9 protein-coding genes and 1 pseudogene are annotated in these 12992 nt (G+C 62.2%); 4 read left to right on the top strand and 6 right to left on the bottom strand.

The features are described 5' to 3' along the window. Positions 1 to 15: 15 nt before the first annotated feature. The 6 genes and pseudogenes from CFE428DRAFT_RS07665 to CFE428DRAFT_RS39615 form a co-directional block, all read right to left on the bottom strand. The gene (locus CFE428DRAFT_RS07665) at positions 16 to 1233 is read right to left on the bottom strand and encodes an outer membrane protein assembly factor BamB family protein (protein WP_006978923.1); all 1218 of its coding nucleotides are present in this window, start codon (positions 1231 to 1233) and stop codon (positions 16 to 18) included. 20 nt (positions 1234 to 1253) lie between these two features. Continuing rightward, complete coding sequence (locus tag CFE428DRAFT_RS07660) at positions 1254 to 2360, bottom strand: hypothetical protein (RefSeq protein WP_006978922.1); 1107 nt, start codon at positions 2358 to 2360, stop codon at positions 1254 to 1256. Positions 2361 to 2552: 192 nt separating this feature from the next. Further along, a complete protein-coding gene (locus CFE428DRAFT_RS07650; RefSeq protein WP_006978920.1) occupies positions 2553 to 3239 on the bottom strand; it encodes a polysaccharide lyase family 7 protein in 687 nt (228 codons plus the stop codon). Between the two features lie 36 nt (positions 3240 to 3275). Beyond that, positions 3276 to 4148, bottom strand: coding sequence for a 3-keto-disaccharide hydrolase (locus CFE428DRAFT_RS07645; RefSeq protein ID WP_006978919.1), 873 nt, complete (start codon positions 4146 to 4148; stop codon positions 3276 to 3278). A gap of 62 nt (positions 4149 to 4210) precedes the next feature. After that, a complete protein-coding gene (locus CFE428DRAFT_RS38805; protein WP_237705450.1) occupies positions 4211 to 4999 on the bottom strand; it encodes an SMP-30/gluconolactonase/LRE family protein in 789 nt (262 codons plus the stop codon). 442 nt (positions 5000 to 5441) lie between these two features. Beyond that, positions 5442 to 5978 (bottom strand): annotated as a pseudogene (locus CFE428DRAFT_RS39615) (alpha/beta hydrolase); the annotation flags it as partial. Between the two features lie 171 nt (positions 5979 to 6149). On the opposite strand from CFE428DRAFT_RS39615, the gene CFE428DRAFT_RS37110 reads away from it, so the two are divergent. From CFE428DRAFT_RS37110 to CFE428DRAFT_RS07620, 4 genes are all read left to right on the top strand, one after another. Continuing rightward, positions 6150 to 6368, top strand: coding sequence for a hypothetical protein (locus CFE428DRAFT_RS37110; RefSeq protein WP_006978916.1), 219 nt, complete (start codon positions 6150 to 6152; stop codon positions 6366 to 6368). Positions 6369 to 6482: 114 nt separating this feature from the next. Then, positions 6483 to 8510, top strand: coding sequence for a sensor histidine kinase (locus tag CFE428DRAFT_RS07630; protein ID WP_006978915.1), 2028 nt, complete (start codon positions 6483 to 6485; stop codon positions 8508 to 8510). Between the two features lie 128 nt (positions 8511 to 8638). Beyond that, positions 8639 to 9271, top strand: coding sequence for a response regulator (locus CFE428DRAFT_RS07625; RefSeq protein WP_006978914.1), 633 nt, complete (start codon positions 8639 to 8641; stop codon positions 9269 to 9271). A gap of 207 nt (positions 9272 to 9478) precedes the next feature. After that, complete coding sequence (locus CFE428DRAFT_RS07620; RefSeq protein ID WP_006978913.1) at positions 9479 to 12886, top strand: DUF1553 domain-containing protein; 3408 nt, start codon at positions 9479 to 9481, stop codon at positions 12884 to 12886. Positions 12887 to 12992: the final 106 nt, after the last annotated feature.

The following is a 12992-nucleotide window of genomic DNA, read 5'->3' as shown; positions in this document are numbered from 1 at the left end:
GTTTGAAGAATGGCACTACTCCCCGAGTCGCCACAGCGTGCTATCCGTCCGCACGTAGACGTGATTCCCGCTGATCGCCGGGGTGCAGAGAATGTTTTCTTTCGTCTCGGTGTTCAGTGGCAATTGCACCTGGCCGATCAACTTGCCCTCGGACGCGCTCGTCTCGACGACCTGCACGAGGCCTTTCTCATTCACCGCCAGCAACCGGGAGCCTGCGCCCACCGGCGAACCGCTGAACGGCCCGGTGAGCCGCAGCTTCCATTGGATGCTGCCTGTCTTGATGTCTCCCGCCAATATCACGCCCGCGTTGTTGCAGCTGAAAATCGAGCCCCCCAACACGAGCGGACTGATCGTCGCCGGGTTGATCTGCTTCGAGCGCCAGAGCTGTTTCGGCGCGGCATTGCTGGCATCCGGGGAGAGCGCGGTGACACCATTCGACGCCGCATAGATGATTCCCGAAGCCACGACACTCGAACTCGTGGTCGAGGCGCCTTCCGTATACTCCCACAGCCGGCTGCCGCTCGCCGGATCGACGGCCAGGAGTCCCTTGGAGGACTGCAGCACGGCCACCGGCGTCGCGTGGGCGCCGGCCCGCCAGGGCACCGGACTGCTCCAGTTCGCCGCCTTCGGCCGATCGAGCTTCCACAGGTTGCATCCCGTTTTGGCATCGACCCCGAGCGAGTAGCTCTCGCTATCGTTTTCAATCGTCACGACCACGGTTTCACCGATCACAATGGGCGAGGAGGCCATGCCGAGACTGTTGCTGGCGTTCGGGTAATCCGTCGTGAGCCCGCGCACCCAGAGCAGATTTCCCTCGAGATCGAAAGCCGCGAGATCGTTGCAACTCCACAGGGCAAAGACGTGCCGGCCATCGCTGCACGGCGTCGAGGAAGCGATCGAAGTCTTGGGATGAGACATCGTGCGGCCCGTCGCCTGCAACTGGCGTTCCCAGATTTTGCGGCCATTCGCGGCGTCGAGGCAGAAGAGGTGCAGTCGCTCCTGCTTCGGCCCGCTGGCGCAGGTGAGGAATAGCTTGTCACCGACGATGATCGGGCTCGCCAGGCCACGTCCGGGCAGTGGCACGCTCCAATCGATTTTCAATGCGGCCGGAATCTGTCCGTCCGGCGCCACCGCCGTGCTATCGGGGGCCACGGAATTGCGGCCCAGTCGGAGGCCCAGCGCCGGCGCGGCCCAAGCCAGGGCGAGGAGAGAAAGAGAATAAAGGAGGCGCATGGGGGAAGAAAAGCAGGGGTTCATTTGGCCGGTGTTGCCGCGGCGAGAATGGCCGTGCCGGCGCCATCGCAAACTCGAAGCTGGAATTCCCATTCCACGGTCCATTGTTCCTTCTGCTCGTTCTGGCAGCATTTCACGAGAATGGTATTCGCGCCCTTCCGCAGATGGCACTTCAGCTTGTACTGATCCATCTGCTGGCCTCGGTGGTATTCATCGCGACCGAAGAGAAACTGTCCATTGAGCCACACCTTCCACCCATCCTTGCAGCCCAGCCGGATCTCGGCATCGCGCTCTTCCGTGGACTGGAAATCGGCCACGGCATAGGCGGTCACTTCCTTCAACATCCCAAACGGCTTGTTGAAATCGAGCTTTCCATATTCGTCGCCGCTCACGAAGGGCTGCCACTTCACCGGCCCGCTCTTTCCGTCATAGGTGGCATCGAGCCGGATTTCCTTTTCCGGCGGGAAGACCGTCTCGAAACCCTTCCGCTCCGAGTTGTCGAATGGCCCGATGACCTGCCACTGCATGAGGAAACCAAAGTGCTTCGGCAAATCCACCGGCACGGATTGCTTGCGCAATTCCGTGACGATGGCGCGCGTCTGGTCCTCATCGCGCACCACATCGAGCGCGGCGAGATAAGCCGTTTTGGCCGCATCGGCTTCCTTGGTCCTGGCCGCATCGATGAGCCGTTGCACCGCGCCGCGCCGCAACTCCTGTACGGGGTCGGTGGCCAGCGAGGGCTCTACGGCATCGGCCCTTGCGGGATCAGCTTCCTTGAGAAGATCAAAAGCCAGGCGGCGCGCCGGCGGCGGGTGCGCGGTGTCCTTGAGAAAGGCTTCCACCTCGGCCACGGGCAAGGCCTGGCCTTGCGCTCGCGCGTTTTGCACGATGGCATCCCCGGCAATGCGCAGCCAGTTGTCGGCCACCGGACTTCCCTTGCCCACGACCGCCAACAACGCAGGCAGCGAAGCGGGTCCGGTCTGCACCACCTCCTTCCAGGCTACACTTGCCGCTTCATTCCCCTGTCCTTCCCGGCCGACATTTGCCAGAGCTTGCAGTGATTGATCAAGCGCGCCCTGTGCGGACACCGCACATAGACAAACGAGGGGGAACAGTGAGAGTTTCATATTTAGTTTGGCGGCATCGTATTCGGACGGGCCGGCGAGACGCGGGACATATCGTGCGAAGAGAGGGTTACCCCGCTGCTAACCCCGAGGCGGTCGTCTTTCTTGGGCATCGACGGCTCATTGGCGCACCCCACCACGAGAACCGCTGGAATCAGGATGAATGAAACGAGGCTCAGCGCATTCATGTATTCCCTATTCCGCCTTGAGAGAGCGGAAGAAAACCTGCGCCGTGCCTTTGGTCGCCTGCGGATACAGGCCGGCTTTGAAATAGTTGGCGAACTTCCAATACGACAGGTCGCGCACCAGCTTCTCCTGCCCATCCACGGCGATGTGCAATTGCCCGCCTTTCACGATGATCGAGACCTTGGCGTAATCACCCTTGAGGTCTTTCTTCAACAGCACCATGTCCGTCTTGTCCCCGGAATTATCCGGCTTCACCGCAGCGTAGAGGCTGCCGTGATTCACCGCGATCCGCAATAGGGGCGGCGCATTATCTCCCTCGAGCGTGATGCCGTGAATCTGCAGCACGGTCAGCTTGTCCGGCTGTAAATGCGAGACCACCCGCACTTCTCCGGTGAGGGTGTGATTTTCCTCCACCGTCCAGTTCGGCAAATGCCGTAACTCCGAACGGACATAATGCGTATTCGGCGTGGTCCCCTTCTCCGCCGCGTCGAGCGAGAAGACCATCTCCTTGCTGTCGTTGAGGAAGAAGTAGCCGGAGGAGTAATTGCGCAGGTCCTTGACCTCGAGCGGCCCCGGCACCTGCAGCTTCCAGGCGTGCAAATCAAACGCCTGCGCGGGCGGAGCCGTGTCCCCACAAAAAGCGCTGACCGCGCTGCAAAAATACAGCGCGGTCAACGCGAAGAGCGATTTTTTCATGCGATGCGACCGAGGTTGGCCGACGCGTAACGCCGGTTACTGTCCGATCTTCGGGCCGTCGCCGATGTCTCCCGGCGTGGGCATATGCATCGCGCGGATCCAGATGTTGCGATAGCGAATCGGATTGCCGTGGTCCTGCAGCTTGATCGGACCCTTTTCCGGGTGCGGATGATAGGTTCCGACGTGCAGGTGCGGCGTTTCGCCGATGAGGGCGGTGTGATTCTGCGTGACGACGCCATTGTGCAGCACGGTTACGATCATCGCCTTCTCGAGCTTGCCATCCTTGAAGCGCGGGCCTTCGCACAGGATGTCATAGGTCTGCCACACGCCAGGCGGGCGTGAGGCATTCACCTGCGGCGGCATGTAACCATAGATCCCCGTGGCCTGGCCGTCGGGATAAGTCGGGTTGTTGTAGCTGTCGAGCACCTGGATTTCGTAGCGGCCGAAGAGGAACACGCCGCTGTTGCCGCGGCCCTGGCCGTCACCGGTCGGAGGCGTCGGCTCGCGGAATTCGACGTGCAGTTGGAAATCGGGGCCGAATTCTTCCTTCGTCTCCATGTAACCGCTCTTCGGCACGACTTCCATGTAGCCATCCTCCACCTTCCACTTTGCATCGCTGCCGTCCTTTTCCATCTTCCACTTCGAGAGATCCTTGCCGTCGAAGAGCACCGTGGCGTCGCTCGGGGCGGTGCCGACTTTTTCGGGCGTGCTCGGTTCGCCGGGCGTCACGATCGGCGGCTGCGGGCGCTCGCCGTCATGCACGTGCCACTTGGTTCCGGGAATGATCGGCGAGTCCTGGTGGCCAAGGGGCTTTTTGGCGGCGGACTCGGCGGCCGGCTTTTCATCGGCGCCAAACGCAGGCACGGCGATGAGGAGAGCGGCGATACTGGTGAGGAGTGGGGATTTCATGATTGGGGTGATGAGTTCAAATAGATGCTCGGAATTAGGAAATAGTCGCAAGAGATTTTCGCTTAGAGATGCGGCGCGGCGGGCTTGATCGGCGCGGCGAAGCTCGAGGCAGCCTTCGCCTTCACCTTGCGTTTGTAGATGCCGCCCGCGGAGGAGATGTAGATGGTATCGAAGTCCGGGCCGCCGAAGACGATATTGCTCACCTTGCCGTTCGGCGTGGGGATGATGCAATTCACCCGCCCCGCCTGGTCGCAGACCTGCAAACCGAGGCGCGTGGCCACATAGAGCCGCCCGGCGCTGTCCACCTCCATACCATCGGCACCGGAGTCGTCCGCCGTGTCGGGCTCGAACAAGTGGTAATAGCGCTGCTTGTCCTTCAACGTGCCGTCAGGCTGGATCTGGTAGCTGTAAACCCAGTGCGACTTGGTGTCGTCGACGTAGAGCAGCGATTGATCCGGCGATGCGGTGATGCCGTTGGCAAATTTCAGCCCGGTATCCACCACGCTCTTCGAGGCGTCGGGCTTGATGAGCCACACCTTGCTGTGCTCCTTGTGCGTGCCGTCCCAATCGGGCTCAGTGACGTAGACGTTGCCATTGTGCAGGACGACGAGGTCATTCCCGCGGAAGCCGCTGGCGATCTCCGCCGCCTCCCCCTTGCCGTCCGGGTAAGCGATGATCTTCTCCACCCCACCCGCACAGGCGTAGAGACCGCCATTCGGGCTGAAGGCCTGCCCATCGCCGCGATGTGAGTCGGGAAGGAATTCGGTGATCTTGCCATCGAGTGCGATCTTGTAGGTCTTCGAGTTTGGCACGTCGTTGAAGAACACTTCGCCCTTCGCGTTGCTGGCCATGCCTTCGGTGGCTTTGCCGCCTTCCCACACCATCTGCCAGCCCTCGCCAGGGATGAGAATCTCCTGCAGTTGCGGCGAGCCTTCGCCCGCACTTCACCGGCGTCGGCCAGCCCTTCCATAGATAGCGCATGATGTCCGGGAACAGCGCCGTGCCTTGCTTTCCGCTGTGCCCGCCTTCACCCCACGCGTGATCGTGCTCGTAACCGGCAAACGTTAGCGAGCGCTCGAGTTCCTGGTTCGCCATCCACCAGTCACCGCCATAGATGTTGTTGTCATGGCTGCCGTCCACTTGGAAGACGCGGATCGGCTTCGGCTCATATTCGCGGACGAGCGTGGGATACACGTTCGCCCCGCGCAGGCCGACCATGGTGCAGACGCTGGTGAAGACGCGCGTGAATTGATCCGGCCGTTCCCAAGCCGCGATGAAAGCGCAGATTGCGCCGCTGCTGCTACCGCCGATGGCGTGATCGTTGCCGTTCTTGCTGAGGATGATCTTGCGTCCGTCACCCGTCGTTTTCTGCTCCACCACCGGCAGCAACTCATCGAGCAGGAAGCGCGCATAGCCATCGCCCATGCCGTCGTATTCGTAGCTGCGATTGTAACGATCCAGCGCCTTGCTGCCATCGAGCGCTTTGACCACCCCGGGGCGAATGAAAACGCCGATCGTTACCGGTATATCGCCCTTCGCGATGAGGTTGTCGAAAACCACCGGCGCATTCCATTGCATGCCGTCCTGGTTCACATACAGGCACGCCGGCTTGGTGCCGTCGTATTGCTTCGGCACATAGATCGTCACCTCGCGGGTAGTGCCCGGGAAAATCTTCGACTCGGCAAAGTCGAACTTGATCAGCTCGCCTTTGGGCACGTCGGCGTGCGGCTTGGAATCTTCGCTCTGCGGGTAATCCGGCTCAGCGGCCGGCAGCGCCGTGACGGCGAGCAAAATGGCAATGGACAGGGCGAGTGGGAACAGGTGTTTCATGAAATCGGGCGGAATGGGCGGGAATGGGACCAATGACGAAATCACCAAATTCCCGCCAGCTTAGATTGAATTCATTTACGGAATGATGCGTCCTATGCTGCGGAGCACCCACTGGTTGTTGTCGGAATGGACAACCACCAGGGGCTCCAGTTCCGAAACCTCCATTAACATATGAAGTCTCTGTTCCTTCTCACCGTCCTCGCCGTGCCTATGCTCGTGACCGGCTGCGTCGAGCACGAAGTCGTGGTCCATCGCGGCCCCTACTATCACCCCTACCACCGCGACGTCGTCGTGGTTGAACCGGCACCCGTCGGCGTCGTCTATTACACCGATCACCATGGCCGTTATTATTGGCGCCATCATCATCGCGTCTACGTGAGGGTTTACTAAGCCCGTCAACTTCGCGAAAACGATTTCCGGCGGGACGTGCTGCGGCGCGTCCCGCTGTTTTTTTAGCAGCACGCGCGCGCTTTAGCTTGCCTCGTCGGTTATCCTGCCGACGTCGTGCGTTTCTTTTCCTCGCTTCTCCTCCTGTTCGCCAGCGCCTTTCTTGCGCTGCGCGCGGATGACGCGCCGCTGCCCACGCTGACTACCGCGCGCGAATTGCGCAACCTGCCGGAAGCCGAGGCGGCGCGTCACTATCCCGTCCACCTGCGTGCGGTCGTCACCCTCGTCGAACCGCGACGCACCATCTTTTTTCGCGATGACTCCGGCGCGAGTTTCATCCGCTGGGGAAAAAATGTCCCGGACCTGCAAGCCGGCGATCAGATCGAACTGGAAGGCCTCACCTACCCCGGCCTGTATCTGACCGGCATCGCCGCCAACAAGGTGACCGTCCTCGCCCACGGCGAACCGCCCGAGCCGCGGCACATGGACTACGAGCAACTCGCCTCCGGTCAGTTTCATTACGACTGGGTCGAGGTCCAGGGCATCGTGCGTTCGATCACGCCGGGCGAACAATACTCGGTGCTCAAGCTCGCGCTGGGCAACGGCTCGATCGACGTCTACCCGGTGAGCGACGATCCGCCGCCCGACGAACATCTCATCGATGCCGTGGTGCGCGTCGCCGGCATCGCCGCCGGATACATCAACGATCGCCGGCAATTGGTCGCCCCGCATTTGCGCGTGCGCTCGCTGGCCGACGTCAAGGTCCTCGAGCCCGCACCCGCGGAGGCATTCGCCATCGAGGCCACGCCCGCCTCGCAACTGCTGCGCTTCGCGCCGAACGGCCGAGCCGGTCATCGCGTGAAAGTGCACGGCGTGGTCACGCAACAGGAACCGGGCAGTGCGGTTTATCTGCGCGATGGCACCCAAGGCCTGCGCGTGCGCACGACGACGACCGAGACCTTCGCGCCCGCGGATGTCGTGGAAGCGCTCGGCTTCCCCACGATGGGCACGCTCAGCGCGGAACTCGACGACGCCGTGTTGCGCCGCACCGGCGAGACCTCTCCGGTCGACGCCAACCCCGCGGTGGTCAAGGATCTCGCCGCGGGAAAACTGGATGCCGATCTCGTGGAAGTGGAAGCGAATGTCCGCGACGTTTTGCGCGAACCGGATCGCATCCGCCTCACCGTGCAAGCGGCCGATACTGCATTCCAGGCGATCATCCCGATCACCGCGAATGCCACGGAGATTCCGTCCGCCGGAGCGCGAGTGCGCCTGCGTGGAATCTGCCGGGTCGTCGAAGCCACCCAGCCGACGCGCAGCTTCAACACACGCGCCCGCTCCTTCGAGTTACTCCTCTCGAATTCGCCCGGCGCCGTCACCATCCTGCGCCGCCCGCCATGGTGGACGACCCAGCGCCTCGAAATCGCCGCGGGCATCCTCCTCGGACTGGCGGTGCTCGCGCTCGCCTGGGCCGGTCTGCTGCGGCGACAGGTGCGCCGTCAGACCACGCTCATTCGGACGCAGGTGGAAGCCGTGACGATCGCCGATGAACGCCAGCGCATCGCCCGCGAATTTCACGATACCCTCGAGCAGGAGCTCGTCGGCGTGAGCCTGCGGCTTGACGCCGCCTCAACGCGCGCCGGTGATTCCAAGCTGCACGAACTCCTCACCAGCACGCAACGCCTCGTGCAACAACTCCAGGCCGGCGTGCGCAGCATTGTCTGGAATCTCCGCGACAGCTCGCTCGCCACCCAGCCCCTCGCCGACGCCATTCGCCCCGCGATCGCCAATGCGACCTCAGGCCGTCAGCTCGAAATTCTCACCATTGGCCAGACACGCCGTTTGCCCGAAGTCATTGGCCACGAACTCCTGCGCGTCGCCCAGGAAGCCACCGCCAACGCCGTGAAACACGGCAATGCGCAACGCATCGTCATCCGCCTGGACTTCAGCGCCGCGGCGCAAATGCGCCTCGTCATCGAAGACGATGGCGCTGGCTTCAACACGAGCGCGCCGGTGCCCGCCGGACACTTCGGCCTCATCGGCATTCGCGAGCGCGTCGAGAAACTCGGTGGCCACTTCGAACTGCGCAGCCAACCGGGCAAAGGCACCACCGTGGAAGTGCAGGTGCCGTTGCCAAAAGGTTGACCGCCGCAACAAACGGAGGTTTCAAGTTTCTGGTTTCTCGTTTCTGGTTCTCCGCGTTGTCACCGCTAGACGTTCCGAACGGGAAAACCAGAAACCAGAAACTTCAAACCAGAAACCCGTCCCTCCCCATGCCCAAGCTCAAACCCATTCGCATTCTCGTCGTGGACGATCATCACGTGGTTCGCAGTGGACTGGCCGCTTCACTGGGTTTGGAAGACGATCTCAACGTTGTCGGCGAGGCCGGCAACGCCGGGGAAGCCGTGACCCAATTCCGCAAACATCATCCCGACGTCGTCCTCATGGACCTGCGCTTGCCCGGCGCCAATGGCACCGCTGCCACCGCCGATCTCCGCCGCGAGTGGCCCGACGCGCGGGTGCTCATGTTCACCACCTTCGATGGCGAAGAGGATATCTACCGCGCCATGCAAGCCGGCGCGCGTGGATATCTGCTCAAGTCTGCCGCGCGCGAGGAACTCCTGTCCGCCATCCGCGCCGTCGCCGCCGGCGAACGGCACCTGTCCGCCGCCCTCGCGCAACGCCTGGCCGGCCGCGTTGCCGCCCCGGATGTCAGCGACCGCGAGCGCGAGGTCTTGCAACTCATCGCCCGCGGCAAAGCCAACAAGGAAATCGCCGCCGCCCTCGGTATTTCCGAGGAAACCGTCAAGCGCCACGCCAGCAATCTCTTCGTGAAAATGGGCGTGGCCGATCGCGCGCAGGCGACTTCGGAGGGGATCCGGCGCGGGTTGATTCAGCTGGAGTGAAAACTCTGGCTCTTAATCCTTAATCTTTAATCGTTTATCCTTAATCTCTCTGGAAGCCGGAAGCCCGGGATTAACGATTAAGGATCAAAGATTAAGGATTAAGAACTGACCGCCTTCGCCCTTGGGGGCCATCCCCCAAAAGTGTTAGCAGAAAATCCCTCACCAGAGCGCGTGTGTCGGATAGACTTTGCCGACACACTTCCTCCCGTGAACCTGCTCCTCCGCTTCCTCACCCTGGCCGCGCTCACCGCGCCGGCCTTCGCCGGCAGTTACGATGACCTCATCGCCAAAGACCAGCCGCTGGCCCATTGGAACTCGAATCCCGAGGCCTCCCAGCCGTTCCTCCAGGGCGGCGCCCAGATCGTCGATGGCCCCCGCCCGCCGGAATATCCGCAATTCATCGCCACCAATCACGCGCTGAGCCTGCACCAACCGGGCGCCAGCCTGCGGGTGCCGGACACCGATCACCGTTTCGTTTTCAAGAAAGGCGAGACCATCAGCATCGAAGCCTGGGTGCAGTGCGATGGACTCGGCCACGGACAGAATTCCTACATCGTCGGCAAGGGCCGCACCGGCCGGGCCGGCGAACCGCCGCACAATCAAAACTGGGGCCTGCGCCTGCGCGAAGCCGATGGCACGGCGCGCGTCAGCTTCGTCTTCCGCGATGAACGTAACGCGACCGCTGGCGGCGAGGAGTTCTGGCATCGCTGGACTTCCACCACCGGTTTCCTGCCCGGCCAGGCGTGGCATCACGTGGCGGTGAGTTACAAATTCGGCGAACCCGACAGCGCGAAAGGCTGGATCGATGGCGCGCCGATCAAGGGCGAATGGGATATGGGCGGCGCAACCGATCTCGGCCCGTGGTCGGACGATGATGAAGTGTGGATCGGCACCGCCATGGGCGGCAGCTCGGGTTCCAGCTTCACCGGAAAGTTGGACGAGATCGCCGTTTACCGTTCGGAACTGAAGGACGAGGCGATCAAGGCACGCACCGCGGGCCTCGCACCAAAGCCCGTAGAGATCAAGGCGCCGGTGGTGAAACTCGACGAATTACCGAAAGGTCTCGTCCGCGTCGAAGTCTTCGAGCACGCGGTGAACGAACCGGAAGTCTCCGCAACGAAATGGACGAGCAGCGATGCCGACACCGCCAAGGCAGCCCCCGCTCTCGACGTCGGATGGGCCAATGTGCCGAAGACGAAAACCGAATCGTGGAACGAGCAAGCTTTCGCCCTCGGCGAAATCATTCCGAAGTATTCGCCCCGCGGCGTGCGGCGCGATCGTTCCATTCCCTTTCTCGTGCAAATCGCCGGCGCCGTCACCTTGCCGCGCGGCGAGAATCGACTCCTCATGCGCGCCCTGGGGGGGTGGGCGTCTCTCCATCGATGGCAAGATCGTCGCGACCCTCCGACTTTTACCCGAAGCCGGCCGGCCCAACCCGCGCTTCCGATGCCGAAGCCATGGGCCGATCAACTCGAGGTGCAACTCGTCAAGGACGTCGCCCTGCTCCCGCCGGGGCATAGCGAAGCGATGGCGACCATCAAGGGCGACGGCAAACCGCACGTCATCGTTTTCGAAACCTTCGTCGGCGGTAAAAACCTGCGCCCGGAACTTGGACAGCCGAGCCTGAGCATCTCGACGAATGGCTCTCCCTTCCGTCTGCTAACGAACAACCAGCACGAGTATAGTTTCACCGACGACGGCTGGAGACATTACGTCGCCGAACAAAGCGCGCACATCGATGACCTCTCCGCCCAGCGCCGCGCGAATACCGACGAACTCACCTACTGGAAATTCCGCCACGAACTCGCCCGCACGGAAGCGGCGAAGAAAAACCCGGTGGTCATACCCGCCGGCACCGGCGGCGTCATCGACCGCTTCATCAACGACAAGCTGAAGCAGGCCAACATCCAACCCGCCGCGCTGACTGACGACGCCTCCTTCCTGCGCCGCGTGACCCTCGACACGATCGGCCTGCTGCCGACACCGGAGGAACTCACCTCCTTCCTCGCCGATACCAACAAGGACAAGCGAGCCAAGGCCATCGACCGCCTGCTCGCCGATCCACGCTGGGCTGACGAGTGGATCCCCTACTGGCAGGACGTGCTCGCGGAAAATCCCGCCATCCTCAAGGCCACGCTCAATAACACCGGCCCCTTCCGCTTCTTCCTGCGCGATGCGTTGCGCGACAACTGGGGCATGGACCGCTTCGTCACCGCCCTCACGCTCATGGAGGGCAGCGAGCGCAATGGCGGCGCCGCCGGCTTCGGCGTGGCCACGCAGAATGACCTGCCCATGGCCAACAAGGCACAGATCGTTTCCTCCGCCTTCCTCGCCATGGAGATGAAGTGCGCCCGTTGCCACGATGCGCCCAACCATCCCTACGACCAGAGCGATCTCTTCTCGATGTCCGCGATGCTCCAGCGATCGCCGGTGAAAGTGCCCGGCTCGAGCCTCACGCAAGGCCTGAACACGAACAGCCGCGTCGTCGTCTCGCTCAAAGCGGGACAGATGATCGATCCACATTTCCCTTTTGCCTCGTTGAAGCAGGACCCGCTCGATGGCGTGGTGCGCAATACCGAGGACACCCGTGAGAAGCTGGCCAACATCATCACCGACCCGCGCAACGAACGGTTCCCGCAAGTGGTCACGAATCGCGTGTGGAAGCGGCTCATGGGCTTTGGCATCGTCGACCCGGTCGATGATTGGGAAGACGTGCACCCGTCACACCGCGAACTGCTTACCTGGCTCGGTCGCGAGCTCATCACCCACGACTACGACCTGAAGTATGTTACCCGGCTGATCCTCAATTCGGAAACCTATCAGCGCGTCGTTACCGAAACCGGCTCGAAATTCGAAAAGCCGAACGATCGTTACTTCGCCTCACCCGCCCGCCGCCGCCTTACCGCGGAGCAGATTGTCGATTCGCTCTTCCAGGTCGCCGGCAAGCCGTTCAATTGCGAAGAGCTCAACTTCGATCTCGATGCCCATCGCTCGGTGAAGGACTTCCTCAATCTCGGCAAGCCGACCCGCGCCTGGGAATTTGTGGGTCTGAGCAACGAACGCGACCGGCCCGCGCTGGCCAAGCCCACGGCCTCGCCCTTCACCGATATTCTCACGCAATTCGGCTGGCGCGAATCACGGGTCGCGCCGGCGAGCACTCGCGAGGAATCGCCCAACGTGCTCCAGCCGGCCAGCCTGGCCAACGGCACCCTCGGCGCCCGCATCACACGCCTCAGTGACGACAGCGCCTTCACCGCGCTCGCCGTGCGCGATCAATCGGTCGACGAACTCGTGACGCAGCTTTTCCTCCGCGTGCTCAGCCGACAGCCGACCGCCAGGGAACGCGCCGCCTTCGTGACCGACCTCACCCCCGGCTACGCGGATCGCCTCATCGCCGTCCCCAGTGGCGAGACCCCGAAGCGCCCGCGCATCACCAAATTCCCGATGTGGAGCAACCATCTCAATCCCGAGGCGACGACAGTCACCTACCAGATCGAGAAGATGGTCCGCGCCGGCGATCCGCCGACCGAGCGTCTTGCTCCTCCCTGGCGGGAACGCATGGAAGATGCCGTTTGGGCCCTCATGCTCACACCGGAATTCATCTACGAACCGTAACTCACTTAATCTTAATCCTTAATCTTTAATCTTAATCCTTAATCCCCATCCAATCCCATCCTGTCTCTCACTGAGATTAAGGATTAAAGAATAAGATTAAGGAGCC

The organism is Chthoniobacter flavus Ellin428, assembly GCF_000173075.1.
In the GTDB taxonomy this organism is placed as follows: Bacteria; Verrucomicrobiota; Verrucomicrobiia; order Chthoniobacterales; family Chthoniobacteraceae; genus Chthoniobacter; species Chthoniobacter flavus.
Note: the sequence above shows the minus strand (reverse complement) of the source record. Positions and strands in the feature narration are given on the sequence as shown.

Excerpts from the sequence above, each read along its gene's own strand:
- CFE428DRAFT_RS07665 (WP_006978923.1), bottom strand. The coding sequence starts at position 1,233 with ATGCGCCTCCTTTATTCTCTTTCTCTCCTCGCCCTGGCTTGGGCCGCG.
- CFE428DRAFT_RS07660 (WP_006978922.1), bottom strand. The coding sequence starts at position 2,360 with ATGAAACTCTCACTGTTCCCCCTCGTTTGTCTATGTGCGGTGTCCGCA.
- CFE428DRAFT_RS07650 (WP_006978920.1), bottom strand. The coding sequence starts at position 3,239 with ATGAAAAAATCGCTCTTCGCGTTGACCGCGCTGTATTTTTGCAGCGCG.
- CFE428DRAFT_RS07645 (WP_006978919.1), bottom strand. The coding sequence starts at position 4,148 with ATGAAATCCCCACTCCTCACCAGTATCGCCGCTCTCCTCATCGCCGTG.
- CFE428DRAFT_RS38805 (WP_237705450.1), bottom strand. The coding sequence starts at position 4,999 with ATGGCCAGCAACGCGAAGGGCGAAGTGTTCTTCAACGACGTGCCAAAC.
- CFE428DRAFT_RS37110 (WP_006978916.1), top strand. The coding sequence starts at position 6,150 with ATGAAGTCTCTGTTCCTTCTCACCGTCCTCGCCGTGCCTATGCTCGTG.
- CFE428DRAFT_RS07625 (WP_006978914.1), top strand. The coding sequence starts at position 8,639 with ATGCCCAAGCTCAAACCCATTCGCATTCTCGTCGTGGACGATCATCAC.